Genomic DNA, 16,931 nt, shown 5'->3' with positions numbered 1-16,931 from the left:
CTACCCCGACCCGATGGCTATAGAGGGCCGGCGCTACCCAGGCTCGGACGCGTCTATCTGGGAGGCCCGGGCCAGTGCTTGCGTGTCGACATACTCCCGGATGTTGGTCAGTCTGCCGTCCCGGACCGTGATGGCGAAGATCCAGTCGTCCTCGAACGTCTTGTTCGTGGCTTTGATCTTTCCCCTCGCGAAGCCGACGACGAGGACCCGGTCTCCTTGCGCCACGAACTCCCGGGGTTCCGTGGACGTCTCTATCGACTTGGATGCCGTCTCAAGCAAATCCGCCAGCCCGGCGTGTCCGTGACGCGTTCCGGCCAGCGGCCAGTCTTCGCCCGGAATGATCCACTCGATGTCTTCGGCGACCAGCGCCAGCAGAGCCTCCCTGTCGCCTCGGCCGATCGCGGCGAAGAAGTCCTTCACGGTCTGGATGTTCTTCTCAATGCTCATGGGAATTTCTCCATCTCGCACGGATCGGATCGCCCTCGACCCGATCCGTGCATCGTGGCCCTGCCGGTGAGCCCATCGTATTCATCAGTCGAACTTGACCAAGTCCTTGAAGATCAGCCGACCCCAGCTATTTCCGCGCGCCTGGACCAGCAGCCCGCCTTCCGAAAGCCCGCCAAGTTTGATCGGCGAGAAACCGAGATTTTCCGCAAGTGCGCCAATCTCATCTGCCGCGCCGTCATCGTCGCTCGCCAGGAACACGACTCTCCTGCCCCCATGTACCGCCGGATCTTGGTCAAGTGTGGCAGCACCCAAATGGTTGAAGCCCTTGACCAGCTTGGCGCCCGTGAAGGCCCGCGCCACGTTCTTGGCGGAGGATTGGTCCACCAGCTCGTCGGGTGACACGCCGTAGGCATTGGTCACATCGACGATCGTCTTCCCCTGCCAGGTGGGGAGCGCCTTCGCGACGTCCGGGTGCGCCTCGAAACGGACGGCCAAAAAGATGACGTCCGCCTTGACGGCTTCGGCCAGTGTTTTGGGAATGATCGTGGGTCCGATCGCGGCCGCGTCGGCTGCAAAGCTTTCCGGGTCGCGCGTGGTGGCCACGGACACCTCGATGCCCTTGCGGGCAAATGCCTTGGCGAGGGCTCGGCCAATCTTGCCGAAGCCGATGATTGCGCAGCTCATAATGGTTATCCGATCTCTTGTGACGCCGGGGTCAGACCTGGGCCATGCCTCCATCGACGGCGAGATCCACGCCGGTGATGTAAGAGCTTTCGTCAGAAGCAAGGAACGTGACGGCATTCGCGATTTCTTCTGGCTTACCTCTGCGACCCATCGGGACCTGCGAAGCAAATTGGGCGGCCGCCTGTTCAGCTTGCTCGGGGGTAAGGCCCGTCGTCGTCTCCAACGCCGGGGTCTCGGTGGGTCCGGGGCTCATTGAATTCACGCGGATTTTGCGATCCTTCAGCTCCAGTGTCCAAGCGCGCGCGAAGCTTCGCACCGCGGCCTTACTCGCGGCGTAGGTGCTGAATCCTGGCAGCCCCAACACGTTGGAGACCGAGGAGGTCAGGATGATCGAACCGCCGTCTTTGAAGAGCGGAAGCGCCTTCTGGACCGTAAAGAACAGCCCCTTCACATTCACATCGAAGGTCTGGTCGAAATGGGCCTCAGTCGCCGCCGCGAGCGGTGCGATCGTCCCCGCGCCTGCGTTCGCGAAGAGAATGTCGATGTGACCATGTTTCTCCTTCACGACGGCATAGAGCCGGTCCAGATCCTCCAAGCGCGACACGTCGCCCACGACCGTCGTAACGTTTCCCGCAATGGAGGCTGCGGCCTCTTTCAGCTCCTTCTCTCGTCGGCCGGTGATCACGACGTGCGCGCCTTCTGCCACGAAGCGCTTGGCTGTGGCCAACCCGATCCCGCTGCTTCCGCCGGTGATGACAGCGACTTTGCCTTCAAGTTTTTTCATGATGTTCTATCCTTCGTTGTGTGGCCCAGACGCGGGACCGCGCCGGGGTCAGAGCTGCGCCAGGCCGCCGTCGACGGCGACTTCGCTGGCGGTCATGAAGCTGCTGTCCGACGATGCGAGAAAGGCCGCCACGGCCCCGATCTCCGCCGGATCGGCCATGCGCTGGAGCGGAGTCATCGAGGCGAAGGCCTTCTGGCCCTCCTCGCCCAGCGCTTCCTTCGCGAGTTCGGTCGCCGTCGCCCCGGGCGACAGCACATTCACCCGGATGCCGGTGCCCTTGAGGTCCTCCGCCCAGGTCCGCGCGAGGTTGCGCACTGCCGCCTTGCTCGCGCTGTAGGCGGTGAATGCCGGGGCGCCCGTGGTGCCGGCGCTCGATCCGGTCAGGATGATCGAGCCGCCCTGGCCCATCAGCGGCAGCGCCTTCTGGACCGTGAAGATCGTACCCTTCACATTGGTGTCGAAGGTTTCGTCAATGTGCTCGGCGGTGATCTCGCCGAGCCGAAGCGGGCTTCCCGCCCCGGCATTGGCGAAGACGATGTCGAGGGTTCCACGCTCGGCCTTCACCGCCGCGTAAAGCCGGTCGAGGTCGGCCTCGTCGGAGACCGAGCCCTTCACCGCGCGGGCACTGGGCCCGAGGTCGGCCACGGCGGCGTCGAGCGCTTCCTGCCGGCGGCCGAAGATGAAGACGAAGGCGCCCTCCTCGATGAAGCGCTTTGCCGCGGCGAGGCCGATGCCGGTAGCGCCGCCGGTGATTACGGCGGTCTTTCCATTCAATCTGGTCATGACGTGCATCCTTCCAGGCTTTCGCCTTGATCATTGGGGGGACGCCCCCGAGCACCTCAACGTGGGTACGCTGAGGTCAGGCGTTGAGCGCGGAAGCGCGCACATCGGTGGTGCGAAATCGATCCGGTAGTCTGCTAACACCAGCCGCGACGATAAGTGCCCGCCGTTCGGAATTGGGCCGTGCTGGTCGACCTGTGCCACGATGACCGTCCGTACGGCTGCACGATGAGTTAAGGCTTGGAGAACGCGCCGCGCGGTGCAAGGTTGCACCATGATCGACTGGGATGACGTTCGCTACTTTCTTGCCGTCGCGCGCGGAGGCTCGGTGCGGGCCGCCGCCCAGCGCCTCGGGGTGAATCACTCGACCGTGCTGCGGCGCGTCGCCCAGCTCGAGGAGCGCCTCGGGGCGCAGATGTTCGAGAAGCTGCCTTCGGGCTACCGCCTGACGGCTGCGGGCGAGGAGGTCCTCGAGCTCGCGAACCAGATGGAAGCGTCGTCGCTCCAGCTGGAGACGCGGGTCTTCGGGCGCGACCAGAGCGTGCGCGGGCTTCTGCGGGTGACGCTGGCGCCGCCCCTCGCGACACACCTGCTCATGCCGGACTTCGCCGATTTCGCGCGTCTGCATCCGGACATCGAGATGGAAATCCTGTCGTCCGGCGAGCTGGCAAACCTGACCAACCGAGAGGCCGACGTCGCGATCCGCGTCGTCTACGACCGCAAAACCCTGCCGCTCAATCTTCACGGCCTGAAGGGACCGGAGCTGTTCGGCGGTGTCTACATGTCCCGCGCTCGGCTGGCCGCGTGGCGTGCGGGTGCGCCGGATCCCATCCGGTGGATCGTCATAAGCATGCATGGCATCCCGGACTGGGCCCGCGAGGGCGAGGTTCGCACCACAGGGGTTCCGTTCAGGACCACGGACGGCGAGGCGCAGATCGTGGCAGCCCGGCAAGGGCTCGGGATGACGATACTGCCGTGCTTCGTCGGAGATGCCGACCCCCTGCTGGTGAGGGTGCCGGGCACCGGCCTGTACATGCATGGAACGCTCTGGCTTCTCACGCAGGGGGAGACACGCAAGACGAAGCGCGTGCGGCTCTTCACCGAGTTCGTATCCCGCAGGCTCGCCGTGTACGCGCCGCTTCTCACGGGGCTGTCCATATCGCGCGATTGATGCGCGGCAGGGAGCCGATGGCGGAGTACCCCGCGGGGCCTTTCTCGCTGCCATCCTGATAGGGCATCATCAGGACACGTGCGCGGCTCGACTTCTGGCGCAAAGCTCGGCTGCGGCAACTGGCATCGGTAAGACGATGCCACTTCGGCATCAATTCACGCCGTATCGGCATTGGCCTCGCCTGATCCTGCTGTCTATCGTGACAAGCAATCTCGGCAAACTGCCCGAAAAGAGAAGACCGACAGGATAAACTCCTGTCGGCCGATATAAATCAAATGGGGAGACGCTTGATGGAGACGCTGAGTCGGCGTTCGGCGATTTCGCTTGCCCTGGCAACCCCGCTGTTGACTGTGAAATGGAGGCCGGCCGCGGCCGCCGCGCTGCCGGATTACTATCCTGCCGATTATTCCGGCGTGATCGAAGCCTCCAAGGCCGAGAGCGGCATCCTGGTCTACTCCAATGTCGGCGAGATGAACTGGCGCCCGGTGCTGCAGCAGTTCAGTGCGCTGTATCCCTGGATCAAGGTGCAGACGCTCGACCTCAGCAGCAACGAGGTCTTCGAGCGCTATTACGCCGAGCAGGCGACCGGCAAGAGCGCGGTCGACATGGTCGTGTCGCACAGCGCCGCGACCTGGCTCGACTTCGTCGACAAGGGCAATGCCGAACCCTTCCAGTCTGCCGAGGACAGCCATCTGCCGGACTGGTCCCGGCCGGCGCCGAACATCTACACCATCTCGGTCGATCCCTACGTCATTGCCTACAACAAGCTGCTGCTGCCGGAAGCGCAGTGGCCGAAGTCGATCGGCGACATCGTCAAGCTGGTGAAGGACAATCCGGGCCAGTTCGACCGCAAGATCGCCACCGGCCAGCCGATGGCCAGCGCGGCCAGCCAGAACATGATGGCCCACTACGTCAACGCGGTCGGCGAAGAGCGCGCGCTGGCGGAATTCTCGGCCCTCGGCCCGATCTCCGACCTGTACCGCTCGGCCGGCCCGATCATGGAGAAGATCACCACCGGCGAGTACCTGATCGGCTACCGCCTGTCGGGCATCCAGCTGTTCCCGCTGATCGCCGACCCGACGCGGGCCAGCGTGCTCGGCTGGGCGTTCCCGGCCGACGGCACGCTCATGCTGATGCGCCACATCGCCATGGCGAAGACGGTCAAGAACCGCAATTCGACCCGGCTGCTGATCGATTTCGTCCTGTCGCGGGACGGGCAGGTGGCCCTGGCCTCCGGCGGGCTGATGCCCTACCGCAGCGATGTCAGCCTGCCGGACGGGCCGAACGGCTACACCTACCAGAAGATCGCCCAGCAGATAGGCGAGAAGAACATCATCCGCACCACCTTCGAGCCCCGGCTGCTGCGCCCGCCGCAGGAGCTGGTCGACAAGGTGAACGCCGCCTACAAGGTCCAGGGCTGAGCGGCGGGGCCCGGTCGTCATGGCACAGGCTCGACCGGCAGGCGCCGGCTATAGCGGGGCGCCAGGCTTCGGCACGCATCGCGACACCCCGGTGGCCCGGCTCTGGCGCTTCTGGCGCAACCGGCTGCCGCTGGTGGTGCGCTGGGCCATCGCCCTGTTCCTGCTGGCGCTGCTGATCTCCCCGATGCTGCCGCTGCTGTACCAGGCCTTCATCGACCGTCCGCTCTACGAGGACGGCCAGGTCTGGACGCTGCAGAACTTCCGGGAGCTCGTCTCCGACCCCAACTTCCAGTCGGCCTGCGTCAACACGCTGTGGTTCGCGATTCTCGGCACCGCGATCTCGACCACCACCGGCTTCATCGTGGCCCTGGCGCTGGAACGGTTCGACCTGCCGTTCCGCCGCACGCTGAAGATCCTGTTCCTGTCGCCGATCTTCATCTCGGCGCTGATCCTCGCCTTCTCCTGGTCGATGCTGTACGGGCCCAGCGGCTATGCCGCGATCCTGCTCAAGGCGTCGCTCGGGGTCAGCCTGCCGAACCTCAACTCGCTGGTCGGGATGAGCGTGCTGGCCGGGGTGTCCGCGGCGCCGATCAGCTACCTGTTCTTCGCCTCGGCGATGCGGAACATCCCGCCGACGCTGGAGGACGCGGCGCGGACCGCCGGCGCCACACCGCTGCGGGCGGTGCTCGGCGTCGTCCTGCCGCTGATGCGGCCGTCGCTGATCTACTGCATCCTGCTCAACCTCGTCATGAAGTTCGACCAGCTCGCCGTGCCGCTGGTGGTGGGCGAGCCTGCGCGGATCAAGGTGCTGGCGACCTATCTCTACGAGAAGGGGCTGCAGACTCAGTCCGACTACGGCATCGTCAGCGCCACCGCGGTGGTGATGCTGGTCGTGGTCCAGGTCGTGATCGCGCTGCAGAAATATGCGCTGGGCGACGTCCGGCGCTACACCACGATCGGCGGCCGCAGCATGAAGCGCGGCATGATCCGGCTGGGCGCCGCCGGCTGGGCCGTCTCCGGCGCGCTGCTGGCCTACACGCTGCTGACCACCGGCATCCCCAGCGCCTTCCTGATCCTGCGCTCCTTCTGCTCCTTCATGTCGCCGCTGATCCCGATCAGCCAGGTGCTGACGCTGGACAATTTCCGGCTGGTGCTGGGCTACGACGCCTATGTCCGCAGCATCATCAACACCATCATCATCGCCACGGTCGGCGGCTTCGGCGCCCTGGTCCTGACCTTCGCCTCCAGCGTCGTCGCCTACCGCTCGCCGCCGCTGCTGCGCCGGGTGGTCGAGCAGACGGCCTTCATCCCGCGCGCCATCCCCGGCATGGTGGTCGGCATCGGCATCTTCTACGCGGCGGTGATCCTGCCCGGCGGCGGCTACCTGCGCGGCAGCCTGGCGATCCTGATGATCGCCTTCACCATCCGCTACTTCTCGGGCGGCTTCGCCGTGCTGGGGCCGTCCTTCCACCAGATCGGCCAGGATCTCGAACGCGCGGTCCGGGTGGCGGGCGGCGGCGAGATGCGCTCGATCTGGGCGGTCACCATCCCGCTGCTGCGCCCGGCGCTGGTCGGCTGCTTCCTGCTGTACTTCGTGCAGTTCTTCAAGGAATACGCGGCCGCATCCTTCCTGTTCGGGCCCGACACGGCGGTGGTCGGCACCACGATGCTGCAGCTCGACCTGATGGGCAATCTCGGCCCCGTCGCCGCGCTGTCGGTCATCGTCCTGGCCCTGACGCTGCCGATCGCGGTGCTGGTCTATGCCAAGGATTGAAGGGGGCCAGGGATTGAACGCGATCACCCGGATGGACATCGCCGTCGGCCTTTCCGGCATCAGCAAGTCGTTCGGCAGCCTGACGGTGCTGGACGACGTCACCCTGACGGTCGCCGAAGGCTCGTTCACCTCGCTGCTCGGCCCCAGCGGCTGCGGCAAGACCACGCTGCTCAACATCATCGGCGGCCTCGACCGGCCGACCGCCGGCGAGATCCGGTTCGGCAGCGACCCGATCTATTCCGACCGGCAGGGCATCAACGTCCCGACCGAGCGCCGCAACATCGGCTACGTGTTCCAGAGCTATGCGCTGTGGCCGCACATGACCGTGCTGCAGAATGTCGGCTACGCCCTGAAGATCCGACGGGCGCCGGCCGCCGAGCGCCAGCAGCGGTCGCGCGAGATGCTGGAGAAGCTGGAGCTCGGCGCACTCGCCGACCGCTATCCCTTCCAGCTGTCCGGCGGCCAGCAGCAGCGCGTCGCCATCGCCCGGTCCCTGGTCTACCGCCCGCGCCTGCTGCTGCTGGACGAGCCGCTGTCCAACCTCGACGCCCAGCTGCGGGAGCGCGCGCGGGCCTGGCTGCGCTCGGTGCATGACAGCTTCGGCCTGACCACGATCCTGGTGACCCACGACCAGAGCGAGGCGCTGTCGATGAGCGACCAGGTGGTCCTGCTCAGCCGCGGCTCGGTCGAGCAGGTCGGCACCGCCGCCGAGGTCTATGAGCGGCCCCGCACCGCGCATGTCGCGGAATTCGTCGGCGGCGCCAACCTGATCCCCGGCCGCATCGGCGCCTCCGGCACCGAAGTGATGACCGAGGCCGGCATCACCGTGGCCGCCCGCACGACCTCGGCCCTGGCCGAGGGCACGCCGATCTGCGTCGCCATCCGGCCGCAGAAGATCCGGCTGCTGGCGCCCGGCGACGCGGCGGAGGGGGCGGGGACGGTGCTGCCCTTCACGCCCGGGACGGTGCTGTACCAGGGTTCCAGCTTCGAGATCACCGGGTCCACGCCGCTGGGCGACCTGCGGGTGCTGGCCGACCGCGCGCCGCCGGCCCAGGACGCCCGAGTCCTGCTGCCGGCGGAAGACTGCCTCTGCGTCAACCCCTGAGGGGCGAGCATGATGATGAAGATCGCCACCGTCGAACCGCTGCCGATCGGCCGCTACCTCTATGTCCGGATCACCACCGAATCCGGCCTGGTCGGGATCGGCGAATCCGGGGCCTGGGGGCATCTGGAGGCCAGCGCCGCGGCCATCGCCAAATTCGGCGCCTACCTGGTCGGCCGGGATGCGCGGCCGATCGAGCATCACTGGAACGTGATGCACCGCTCGCACCACTTCACCGGCGCGGCGATCACCGGCGCGATCTCGGCGATCGACATCGCGCTGTGGGACCTCAAGGGCAAGCAGCTCGGCGTGCCGGTCCATGAGCTGCTGGGCGGCGCCATGCGCCGGAAGGCCCGGCTCTACGCCCATGTGAAGGGCCGCACCATCGACGAGCAGGCGGCGCATGTCTCCACCCTGCGCAAGGCCGGCTTCACCGCGGTCGGGCATCTCAACCCGCTGCTCGACGAGAACATCGAGGATCCGTATTTCCGCGCCCATGCCCGCAAGATGCGGGACGCGATCCGCAATGTCGCCCGGCTGCGCGAGGCGGCGGGGGAGGACATGGATCTCTGCATCGAGATCCACCGCCGGCTGACGGTGCCGGAGGCGGTGACGCTGGCGCGGGGCATCGAGCCCTACCACCCGATGTTCTTCGAAGACCCGCTGCCGCCGGCCAATCCGGACGCGATGGCCTGGGTGGCCGACCACATCCCGATCCCGATCGCGACGGGCGAGCGCTACACCGGCCTGCACCAGTTCCAGACCCTGCTGGCCCGGCGCGGGGCGCAGTTCCTGCGGCCCTGCATCTGCCTGTGCGGCGGCATCACCGGCGGCCGCAAGATCGCGGCGCTGGCGGAGGCGCACGACGTCCAGATCGTGCCGCACAACCCGCTGTCGCCGGTCAGCCTGGCCGCGTGCCTGCAGCTCGGCGCGGCGATCCCCAACCTGGCGATCCAGGAATACCCGTCGGCCTCGCCCGGCGCGGACGGCTCGGCCCTGCTGCCGGCGCATGACGTGGTGACGGGGCTGGACCAGCCGCAGGACGGCTTCATCCGCATCCCCGACGGCCCCGGCCTGGGCATCGAGCTGGTGCCGGGGGTCGAGCATCGCGAGCCCGTGCGGCCGCGGCCCATCCAAATGCGTCCCCATGTCGACGGCGGTGTCGTCGACCAGTAGCGTCAACCATCCGAGGACCATCCGATGTCAGCCACAGAAGACGCCGCGCCCGGCCGCGGGGCGGCCAAGATCACCCGCGTGTCGACGGCGGACTACCAGTGGAAGCGGGCGCGGCCGATCACCAACGGCCTGCACACCTACACCACCTCCGACATGACCGTGGTCAAGATCGAGACCGATGTGGGGGTGACCGGCTACGGCGTCGGCCGTCCGCGCCCGGGCGAGCGCGAACTGCGGGCCAGCTTCCTCGCGACGCTGGTCGGCCGCGATCCGACGATGACCGAGGCCATCTGGGCCAGCCTGTGGAGCCCGAAGCTGTCCGGGCGGCGCGGCTACGAGACGCGGGCGCTGTCGTCGATCGACCTGGCGCTGTGGGACATCAAGGCCAAGCTGGCCAACATGCCCCTCTACAAGCTGCTGGGCGGCTATCGCACCCGGATCCCGTTCTACATCGCCGGCGGCTACTACTCCGAGGGCAAGGGCTTCAAGGAGCTGCAGCAGGAGGTCGAGTCCTATGTGGCGCTCGGCGCCAAGGCGGTGAAGATGAAGATCGGCGCGGTGCCGATCAAGGAGGACATCGCCCGCATCAAGGCGGTGCGCGAGGCGATCGGCCCGGACGTCAAGCTGCTGATGGACGCGAACTGCGCCTACCGCTACTACGACGCGATCCAGCTCGCGCAGCGGGCCGAGGAGTACGAGCCGTTCTGGTTCGAGGAGCCGGTGCAGCCGGACGACTATGACGGCTTCCGCAAGATCGCGGCGGCGACGTCGATCCCGATTGCGACCGGCGAGAACGAATACACCAAGCACGGCTTCCGCGACCTGATCGCCACCCAGGCGGTCGCCATCCTCAACCCCGATGCGCGCTACATGGGCGGGGTGACGGAGTTCATGAAGGTCGCTGCCATGGCCCAGGCGCATGGCCTGGACATCTGCCCGCATGGCGACCAGCAGGCCCATCTGCACCTGCTGGCGGCGATCCCGAACGCCCGGCTGCTGGAATTCTATCCGAAGAAGGTCAACGCCATGGCGGGCGAGGTCTACCTGCACCCGCCGGCGCTGAACGACGACGGCACGGTCACGGTGTCCGACCTGCCGGGCATCGGCCTCGACCCGAACGAGGAGGCGCTGGCGCCCCACCGCATCGGCTAGACCGGAATGAACTGAGGTCGGGTCACGTCAGTGCATCGGGGCAGGGGCTGGCAGGATGTCGAGCGTCTTCACCTTGCCTCTCCCGCAAGCGAGACCTTGTCAGAAATCCCCTGGATCTTCTCGGCGGCTCGCAACGACATCGGCCGCACTCAAAAATGAGTCCCCCCTCCCCTTGCGGGAGGGGGTAGGGGGAGGGGGTTCTCGATGTCCAGAACCGGCCAGGATTCTGGCAATCTGGCCCCGATGGCGAAGCCTGTCGTTTGCCCATTCGCGCGCGGACGCGCGCAGACCCCTCCCCCTGACCCCCTCCCGCAAGGGGAGGGGGGACAAGAAAGGGGCGGGCTCGGTCTATTCTGAAAAGGTCTCGCAAGCGGGAGAGGCAACGCATTGGTGCGGTCCCTCCCAGCGCGATCTGATCCAAATTCGTCCGGCTCTACTCCGCCTCGGGGTCGAAGCCCTGGCCGGCGGCCCAGTCGCGGGCCAGCAGCCAGAAGGCCTCGGCCTGGGCGCTCTGGCGCGCCCGCGGCCGGAACAGGCGGATCTCGATCGGGATCGGCGGCGTGGCCGGGCCGATGGCGGCCAGCCGGCCCGCCGCCAGGTCGTCGCCGGAGATGCTGCGCGGCAGCCAGGCGGCGCCGCGGCCGTTCCGCACCATGCTGTGCAGGACCGCGGCCAAATGCGAGGTGAAGACCGGCTGCTGGCTGATCTGGCGCCCGTAAACGCCGGAGACGATGCGGCCGAGCCCGGATTCGGCGCTGTAGGCCAGGTAGGGAAGGGTCGCCGGGTCCTGGGCGGCAAGGTCCGGCGCGACCACCAGCTGCAGGGCGTCGTGACCGATGGGCAGGGCCTTGAACAGGGAGGCGTCGAGCCGGTTCGGCACGGCGTGGTGATGGTGGCAGATCAGGAAATGCGCCTGGCCGTTGGCCAGCACCTGCTCACAGCCCTGCATGCTGTCCGAGATCAGCCGCACGCTGCCGACCGCGGCGCTGGGCGCCAGCGAACCCAGCCAGTCCGGGAAGAAGGCGAAGGACAGCGAATGGGTGGCGGCGAAGCGCAGCGCCGTGGCCTCGCTGCTGCCGGCCTCGCGCGCCGCCTCTCGGCCCTGGTGCAGCCGGCGCAGCGTCTCGGTCGCGGCCGGCCGGAACTGGCGGCCGGCCTCGGTCAGCCCGACGCGGTGCGTGGCCCGGTCGAACAGCGGCGTCCCGACCCAATCCTCCAGCGACCGGATGCGGCGGCTGAAGGCCGGCTGGGTGACATGGCGCGCCCGGGCCGCCCGGGAGAAGTTCCCGGTTTCGGCCAGGGCGACGAAGTCCTCGAGCCAGGTCAGCTCCATCGATGATGCCGAACGCACATGGTTTGACGCTCCAACGGCATTGGCCCTCGGCCGGGTCTCTTCGCTACGGTGCCGTCCGAAGGGTTGGTATCCGCAGGCAGCCGGCAGCGGCCGACGCCAAACGGAAGAGAGGATTGCAGGTATGAGGATCGTCGATATCCGCGAGAAGACCGTGTCGATCGCCTCTTCCATCGCCAATGCCTACATCGATTTCTCCAAGATGACGTGCTCCGTGGTGGCCGTCGTGACCGATGTGGTGCGGGACGGGAAGCCGGTGGTCGGGTTCGGCTTCAACTCGAACGGGCGATACGGGCAGGGGGCGCTGATCCGCGAGCGGATGGTGCCCCGCCTGCGCGAGGCGGACCCGGCGGCGCTGGTGGACGAGGGGGCGGACAACCTGGACCCCTTCGCCATCTGGGCCACGATGATGGCGAACGAGAAGCCCGGCGGCCACGGCGAGCGCTCGGTCGCGGTCGGCACCGTCGACATGGCGGTGTGGGACGCCGTCGCCAAGATTGCGGGGCAGCCGCTGTGGCGCCTGCTGGCGGACCGTTACCGCGGCGGGCAGGCCGACGACAAGGTGTGGGTCTACGCGGCCGGCGGCTACTACTACCCCGGCAAGGATCTGACGCAGCTCAAGGACGAGATGCGCAGCTACCGCGACCGCGGCTACCGGGTGGTCAAGATGAAGATCGGCGGCGCCCCCCTGGCCGAGGATCTGCGCCGCATCGAGGCGGTGCTCGGGGTGGTGGGGGAGGGCGGGTGCCTGGCGGTCGACGCCAATGGCCGCTTCGATCTTGCCACCGCCGTCGCCTATGCCCGGGCGCTCGAGCCCTACGGGCTCTACTGGTACGAGGAGGCGGGCGACCCCCTCGACTATGCCCTGCAGAAGGAGCTTTCGGCCGTCTATCCCGGTCGGATGGCGACGGGGGAGAACCTGTTCTCGCACCAGGACGCCCGCAACCTCTTGCGCTATGGCGGCATGAATCCGGAGCAGGATGTGCTGCAGTTCGACTGTGCCCTGTCCTACGGCCTCGTCGAATATCTGCGCACGCTGGACGTGCTCGCCGCGGCGGGCTGGTCCACCCGCCGGGTGGTGCCGCATGGCGGGCACCAGATGTCGCTGAACATCGCGGCCGGCCTGCATCTCGGCGGCAATGAATCCTACCCCGACGTGTTCCAGCCCTTCGGCGGCTTCGCCGACGGGATCGCGGTGGAGGACGGCTTCGTCGGCCTGCCCGACCTGCCCGGGATCGGCTTCGAGGCCAAGCCTGCCCTGTACAAGGTGATGAAGGGGGTGCTCGACGCGTAGCCGTCTCATGGTTTTGCCGAGAACGCGCCTCTCTCGGAAATGCGGGCGAGCAGGCGGTCCCTGGCCGCCGTGACGTGGTCGAAGACAGCCTCGCCCACCGCCGTCGGATCATGGGCCTCGAAGGCCAGGATCATCTTCTCATGCTCGGCGATGACCGCGTCATACACATCCGGGGTGTAGCCGCCGAGACTGTCCGCGACCGTCCGCACCACCCGGGTGCGCCCCTCCAGGATCAGCTCGGCTTCGGGGTTCTTCGCGATCTCGTAGATCCGCTTGTGGAAGACGATGTTCTCCCGCGACGCCACCATCGGCTTTCCGGATCGGATCAGGACACTCAGATCCTCGTGCAGCCGGCGGAGGGTGGCGACCTCGGCGTCCGTGGCCCGCTCGACCGCCCGGTGGGCCAGCATCGACTCGATCCCGACCCGGATGTCGTAGATGTTCCGGATGTACTCCTCGGTGATGGCCTCGATCCGGAAGCCGCGATGGGCCAGCGAGATCAGGATGCCTTCGCCTTCCAGCTGGCGAAGCGCCTCGCGGATCGGCATGTGGCTGACGGCATAGCGCGACGTCAGGGCCTCGATCGTCAGATGCGTCCCCGGGACGAACTGCCCCGACACCAGGTCTCCGATGATGGCGCGCTTGACCCTGAGATAGGTCGGCTCGTTGAGCGGCGCTTCGAGAGCCGGGCTCGCCCAAGGGTCCACAAGTCTTCTCCTGACATCATCTGGCCTCGCCAGATTATCGCAGTCCGGCGTTGACGCGCAAATATATTTGCGCAAATGTATGATCCGACAAAACGAGGCGTCCGGGAGGCGCCGTTGCCAGCGAAGCCTGGCCAAAGAAGTCTGGCCAAAGAAAGTCTGGGAGGAACGTCATGGCTCATTCCGACGATCGCTCGTTCTTCGGTTCACAAGGCGCCTGGTCGCGCCGCAAGCTGCTGCAGGGGGGCGCGCTGGCCGGGCTGGGCGCCCTCGGCCTGTCCCTCACCGGGAGATCGGGCCTCGCCCTGGCGGCGTCGCCGGAGCCGGATGCCGGGCTGGTCGCCGCGGCCAAGGCCGAAGGCACCTTGACCTACTATCACACCACCGCGATCGACCCGACGGCGGTGTGGACCAAGGCCTTCACCGACAAATACGGGATCACGACGCAGAACGTCCGCGGCCCCAGCTATCCCCTGTTCGAGCGCTGGCTGACGGAGGAGCGCGTCGGGCAGCACATCGCCGATCTGGTGCAGATCACCGACACCGTCCTGATCGAATCCGCCCATGGCGAAGGGCTGGTGGCGGACTACGTCCCGGCTTCGGCGGCGGGCATCCGGCCGGAGATGAAGAAGGACGGCGTCTGGTACACGATCTTCGTCAACGCCATGGGGATCGCCTGGAACTCCAGCAAGGTCACGCCGGAGGAGGACAAGCTGATCCGCGAGGGCGGCTGGAACGTCCTGACCGACCCGCGCTGGGCGGGCCGTATCGCCACCGGCACCCCGGCCTCGGGCGGCAGCAGCTACTCCTACGTCTACATGTTCCTGGGCGGGAAGCGGCAGCAGTTCGGGCCGGACTTCTTGGCGAAGATGGCCGCCTTGAAGCCGCAGGTCTACGAGAGCAAATCACCGATGTATGATCGCCTCGCCGCGGGCGAGCACGCCATCGTCGACCAGGCGTCGCAGAGCGACATGGGCGGCTTCTACCTCAAGGGCGCGCCGATCCGCTGGGTGTTCCCGGACCCGACCCCCGCCAATCTGACGGTCCAGACGATTTCGGCCAAGGCCCCGCACCCGAACGCGGCCCGGCTGTTCCAGGACTGGGCCACGAGCGCCGAGGGGCAGGCGGCCTGGTTCAAGGTCGCAGGCGTCGCTTCGGCCCGGGCGGACACCGTCGATCCCCGCAAGGCGGCGAAGGCCGACTGGTACAAGGAAGACTGGTACGCGGATCCCAAGGACCTCTACATCGACTATCTGAACGACCCCGGCTACGTCGATCCCGCGAAGCCGATCATCGCCGAGTGGAACCAGATCTTCGGCCGCTGAGGCGCGCGATGACCGTCTCCGCGACCGCGCCCGTGCTGAAGACCGAGGACCATCCGGCCGGCTACGCTGCGATGCGCCGCCGCCGGCGCGGCCTGATGCTTCCGCTCGCTCTCGGGCTCCTCCTCACGGTGCTGGTCCTGGTTCCGATCGCGCTGATGTTCGTCGGCGCGGTCAGAACCGGGACCTTCGTGGATCCGCGGGCGCAGTTCTCGCTGCGCAGCCTCGCCGCGGTCTACACGACGCTGCCCTACCTCAAGACCCTCGCGGTCACCGTCGGGGCATCGCTTCTGGTGTCCCTGGTCGCCTGCGTCATCGGCATCGCCCTGGCCTGGCTGCTCGCCAGGACAGATCTGCCCGCCAAGGGGGTGATGGAGAACGCGGTCATCGCCCCCCTCTACCTGTCGCCATTCGTCGGGGCGCTGGCGTGGCTCATCCTGGCGTCGCCGAATGCCGGCCTGCTGAACGTGCTCGCCCGCGATCTGCTCGGCGTCACCGGATCCATGATCAACGTCATGACGGCCAGCGGGGTGATCCTGGTCATGGCGCTGTACAACGTGCCCTACGCCTACATGACCGTTTCGGCCGCGCTGAAGGGCATGGACCCGTCGATGGAGGAGGCGTCCTATCTCAACGGGGCTGGCACGCTCGCGACCGCCTGGAAGGTGACCTTTCCGGTGGTCCGCCCGTCGATCATCTCGGCCTTCTTCTTCGTCTTCGTGCTGACCTGCGGCACCTTCTCGATCCCCGCCGCCCTCGGCGGCACGCAGGCGATGCCGTTCCTGGCCGTCGACATCTACCGGGCGGTCGCGACCTTCCCGCTCGACTATTCCCGGGCGGCCGCGATCGGCACGCTGCTGTTCTGGATCTCGCTGATCGGCGTGTTCTTCTACCGTTTCGCGTCGAGGGTCGCGACGCGCTTCGTCACGGTGACCGCCCGCGGCTATCGCACCCGCATGGTCAAGCTGCGCGGCTGGCGGCTGCCGGCGATCCTGATGATCCTGGTCTATGTCACGCTCGCGATCATCCTGCCCTATCTCGCGCTGCTGTACGTCGCCTTCACCAGCTTCACCTCCTCCTCCATCCTCGACGCGACCTTCACCCTGGCGAATTTCTGGTCGGTGGCCGGCTCGGTGGCGGTGCGGCAATCGATCGGCAACACGCTGCTCGTCGGGCTCCTCGCGCCGACGCTCTGCGTCCTGCTCGGCATCGTCATCGCCTATGCGGTGCGGCGCCTGCATGTGCGCGGCAGCGGCATCCTGGACTACATCGCCATGTTCCCGATCGCCGTCCCCGGCATCGTCTTCGGCACCGGCATCTTCTGGACCTACCTGATGACGCCGGCCTACGGGACGATCTGGATCCTGGTGATCGCCTTCGTCGCCTCCTACATCCCCTTCGCCTACCGCATGATCGACACCTCGATCATCCAGATCGACAAGTCGCTGGAGGAGGCCTCCGCGGTCTGCGGCGCTTCGCATTGGCGGACGGCGCGGCAGGTGACGTTCAAGCTGATCCGGCCCGGCGTCCTTTCGGCCTGGATCCTGGTCTTCATCTTCTCGATCCGCGAGATCAGCGCGGCGATCCTCCTGGCGTCGCCGAGCAACAAGGTCCTGTCGGTGATGTCCTGGGACTATCTCGAATTCGGAAACGTGCAGAACGCCGCGATCATCGGCCTGCTGCAGACGGCCATCCTGGTCGCGGGGATCGTCGTCGGCCGGTATGTGCTGCGCGTCCGGCTGTCCCAGGCGGTGTGACCGGCGACCGGA

General features: G+C 67.3%; 15 protein-coding genes. 9 read left to right on the top strand and 6 right to left on the bottom strand.

What is annotated here, in order from left to right; genetic code table 11:
• Positions 1 to 33: 33 nt before the first annotated feature.
• The 4 genes from E9232_RS04730 to E9232_RS04715 form a co-directional block, all read right to left on the bottom strand.
• Complete coding sequence (locus tag E9232_RS04730; protein WP_309792444.1) at positions 34 to 447, bottom strand: nuclear transport factor 2 family protein; 414 nt, start codon at positions 445 to 447, stop codon at positions 34 to 36.
• A gap of 84 nt (positions 448 to 531) precedes the next feature.
• On the bottom strand, positions 532 to 1,131 hold the full coding sequence (locus E9232_RS04725; RefSeq protein ID WP_309792443.1) for an NADPH-dependent F420 reductase: 600 nt from the start codon (positions 1,129 to 1,131) through the stop codon (positions 532 to 534).
• Between the two features lie 31 nt (positions 1,132 to 1,162).
• Entirely contained in the window at positions 1,163 to 1,915 is a 753-nt protein-coding gene (locus tag E9232_RS04720; protein ID WP_309792442.1) for an SDR family NAD(P)-dependent oxidoreductase, read from the bottom strand.
• 48 nt (positions 1,916 to 1,963) lie between these two features.
• Positions 1,964 to 2,698, bottom strand: a complete 735-nt coding sequence (locus E9232_RS04715; protein WP_309792441.1) for an SDR family NAD(P)-dependent oxidoreductase — start codon at positions 2,696 to 2,698, stop codon at positions 1,964 to 1,966.
• 271 nt (positions 2,699 to 2,969) lie between these two features.
• Between E9232_RS04715 and E9232_RS04710 the strand changes: the two genes are divergently transcribed.
• From E9232_RS04710 to E9232_RS04685, 6 genes are all read left to right on the top strand, one after another.
• Positions 2,970 to 3,866 carry a LysR family transcriptional regulator gene (locus E9232_RS04710; RefSeq protein WP_309792440.1) on the top strand — a complete coding sequence of 299 codons (897 nt, stop codon included), beginning with the start codon at positions 2,970 to 2,972 and terminating at the stop codon, positions 3,864 to 3,866.
• A gap of 290 nt (positions 3,867 to 4,156) precedes the next feature.
• Positions 4,157 to 5,287, top strand: a complete 1,131-nt coding sequence (locus E9232_RS04705) for an ABC transporter substrate-binding protein (RefSeq protein WP_309792439.1) — start codon at positions 4,157 to 4,159, stop codon at positions 5,285 to 5,287.
• Positions 5,288 to 5,306: 19 nt separating this feature from the next.
• On the top strand, positions 5,307 to 7,061 hold the full coding sequence (locus E9232_RS04700) for an ABC transporter permease (RefSeq protein ID WP_309792437.1): 1,755 nt from the start codon (positions 5,307 to 5,309) through the stop codon (positions 7,059 to 7,061).
• A gap of 13 nt (positions 7,062 to 7,074) precedes the next feature.
• Positions 7,075 to 8,166: an ABC transporter ATP-binding protein gene (locus tag E9232_RS04695; protein ID WP_309792436.1), complete on the top strand. Its 1,092-nt coding sequence runs from the start codon at positions 7,075 to 7,077 to the stop codon at positions 8,164 to 8,166.
• 9 nt (positions 8,167 to 8,175) lie between these two features.
• Complete coding sequence (locus E9232_RS04690; RefSeq protein ID WP_309792435.1) at positions 8,176 to 9,339, top strand: mandelate racemase/muconate lactonizing enzyme family protein; 1,164 nt, start codon at positions 8,176 to 8,178, stop codon at positions 9,337 to 9,339.
• 24 nt (positions 9,340 to 9,363) lie between these two features.
• Complete coding sequence (locus tag E9232_RS04685; RefSeq protein WP_309792434.1) at positions 9,364 to 10,491, top strand: mandelate racemase/muconate lactonizing enzyme family protein; 1,128 nt, start codon at positions 9,364 to 9,366, stop codon at positions 10,489 to 10,491.
• Positions 10,492 to 10,924: 433 nt separating this feature from the next.
• Here E9232_RS04685 and E9232_RS04680 read toward each other — a convergent pair whose 3' ends face one another.
• Positions 10,925 to 11,842, bottom strand: coding sequence for a LysR family transcriptional regulator (locus tag E9232_RS04680; protein ID WP_309792433.1), 918 nt, complete (start codon positions 11,840 to 11,842; stop codon positions 10,925 to 10,927).
• A gap of 124 nt (positions 11,843 to 11,966) precedes the next feature.
• Between E9232_RS04680 and E9232_RS04675 the strand changes: the two genes are divergently transcribed.
• Positions 11,967 to 13,136: a mandelate racemase/muconate lactonizing enzyme family protein gene (locus E9232_RS04675; protein ID WP_309792432.1), complete on the top strand. Its 1,170-nt coding sequence runs from the start codon at positions 11,967 to 11,969 to the stop codon at positions 13,134 to 13,136.
• 5 nt (positions 13,137 to 13,141) lie between these two features.
• Here the strand turns inward: E9232_RS04675 and E9232_RS04670 are convergent, their stop codons facing one another.
• A complete protein-coding gene (locus tag E9232_RS04670) occupies positions 13,142 to 13,843 on the bottom strand; it encodes a GntR family transcriptional regulator (protein ID WP_309792431.1) in 702 nt (233 codons plus the stop codon).
• A 170-nt stretch (positions 13,844 to 14,013) separates the two neighbouring features.
• Here E9232_RS04670 and E9232_RS04665 point away from each other — a divergent pair, with 170 nt between their 5' ends.
• Complete coding sequence (locus tag E9232_RS04665; RefSeq protein WP_309792430.1) at positions 14,014 to 15,165, top strand: ABC transporter substrate-binding protein; 1,152 nt, start codon at positions 14,014 to 14,016, stop codon at positions 15,163 to 15,165.
• A gap of 8 nt (positions 15,166 to 15,173) precedes the next feature.
• Positions 15,174 to 16,919, top strand: coding sequence for an ABC transporter permease (locus E9232_RS04660; protein WP_309792429.1), 1,746 nt, complete (start codon positions 15,174 to 15,176; stop codon positions 16,917 to 16,919).
• Positions 16,920 to 16,931 lie beyond the last annotated feature (12 nt).

It is taken from the genome of Inquilinus ginsengisoli (assembly GCF_031453975.1).
GTDB lineage: Bacteria > Pseudomonadota > Alphaproteobacteria > DSM-16000 > Inquilinaceae > Inquilinus > Inquilinus ginsengisoli_A.
This window is presented reverse-complemented; position numbering and strand designations above follow the sequence as displayed.

Coding starts and splice junctions, on each gene's coding strand:
- E9232_RS04705 (WP_309792439.1), top strand. CDS start 4,157: ATGGAGACGCTGAGTCGGCGTTCGGCGATTTCGCTTGCCCTGGCAACC.
- E9232_RS04730 (WP_309792444.1), bottom strand. CDS start 447: ATGAGCATTGAGAAGAACATCCAGACCGTGAAGGACTTCTTCGCCGCG.
- E9232_RS04690 (WP_309792435.1), top strand. CDS start 8,176: ATGATGATGAAGATCGCCACCGTCGAACCGCTGCCGATCGGCCGCTAC.
- E9232_RS04710 (WP_309792440.1), top strand. CDS start 2,970: ATGATCGACTGGGATGACGTTCGCTACTTTCTTGCCGTCGCGCGCGGA.
- E9232_RS04715 (WP_309792441.1), bottom strand. CDS start 2,698: ATGACCAGATTGAATGGAAAGACCGCCGTAATCACCGGCGGCGCTACC.
- E9232_RS04660 (WP_309792429.1), top strand. CDS start 15,174: ATGACCGTCTCCGCGACCGCGCCCGTGCTGAAGACCGAGGACCATCCG.
- E9232_RS04675 (WP_309792432.1), top strand. CDS start 11,967: ATGAGGATCGTCGATATCCGCGAGAAGACCGTGTCGATCGCCTCTTCC.
- E9232_RS04720 (WP_309792442.1), bottom strand. CDS start 1,915: ATGAAAAAACTTGAAGGCAAAGTCGCTGTCATCACCGGCGGAAGCAGC.
- E9232_RS04700 (WP_309792437.1), top strand. CDS start 5,307: ATGGCACAGGCTCGACCGGCAGGCGCCGGCTATAGCGGGGCGCCAGGC.
- E9232_RS04685 (WP_309792434.1), top strand. CDS start 9,364: ATGTCAGCCACAGAAGACGCCGCGCCCGGCCGCGGGGCGGCCAAGATC.
- E9232_RS04665 (WP_309792430.1), top strand. CDS start 14,014: ATGGCTCATTCCGACGATCGCTCGTTCTTCGGTTCACAAGGCGCCTGG.
- E9232_RS04725 (WP_309792443.1), bottom strand. CDS start 1,131: ATGAGCTGCGCAATCATCGGCTTCGGCAAGATTGGCCGAGCCCTCGCC.